The organism is Allobosea sp. 2RAB26 (assembly GCF_052115465.1).
Taxonomy (GTDB): Bacteria; Pseudomonadota; Alphaproteobacteria; order Rhizobiales; family Beijerinckiaceae; genus Allobosea.
The window spans coordinates 1-635 of the sequence record NZ_JBFRGS010000077.1 but is presented as its reverse complement, the minus strand read 5'-3'; the positions used below and the strand labels follow the sequence as shown (position 1 = coordinate 635).

Below are 635 nucleotides of genomic sequence, written 5' to 3'. Positions count from 1 at the left end.
CCCTGGCGGACCCGGTGGCGAGAATCCCGGCGGTCCGGGTGGCCCCGGGAGCCCGCGCAGCAACCGCGCCCCGCTGCTTGCCGGTGTGGTCAGCCTGCGCAGCATCGGGCGCTGCGAGACGTTGCTGATCACYGCGATCGGCCTGCTTGCGGGAGCGCGCGACCCCGATGGCGATGCGCTGTCGATCCGCAATCTCACCRYCTCCAGCGGCACGCTGACCGCGGTCGAGGGCGGCTGGGAGTTCACCCCGGCGCCCGGCTATTTTGGCCCGGTGACGCTGAGCTACGAGGTCAGCGACGAGACCGTCGCGGTCGCCCAGACCGCGCTCTTCAGGGTCGTCGAGTTCATCGAGATCAACGGCACGGCCGGCGATGACAGCCTGACCGGGACCGAATGCGCCGACCTGATCGACGGCCGCGACGGCAACGACGTGATCGACGGCCGCGGCGGCTCCGACATCCTGCATGGCGGCGCCGGCAACGACTTCATCCGCGGCGGCACCGGCCATGACCTGATCTATGCCGGCCGCGGCAACGACATCGTCTATGGCGGCGAGGGCAACGACACGATCTATGGCGGCGACGGCGACGACAAGCTCTTCGGCGAGGATGGCGACGACATCATCTATGGCGCGA

At 69.8% G+C, this 635-nt stretch carries 1 protein-coding gene; it reads left to right on the top strand.

The annotated features are described in order from the left end of the window. A partial coding sequence (locus tag AB4118_RS34085; RefSeq protein ID WP_441493909.1) for a cadherin-like domain-containing protein occupies nt 1–635 on the top strand: 635 nt, incomplete at both ends.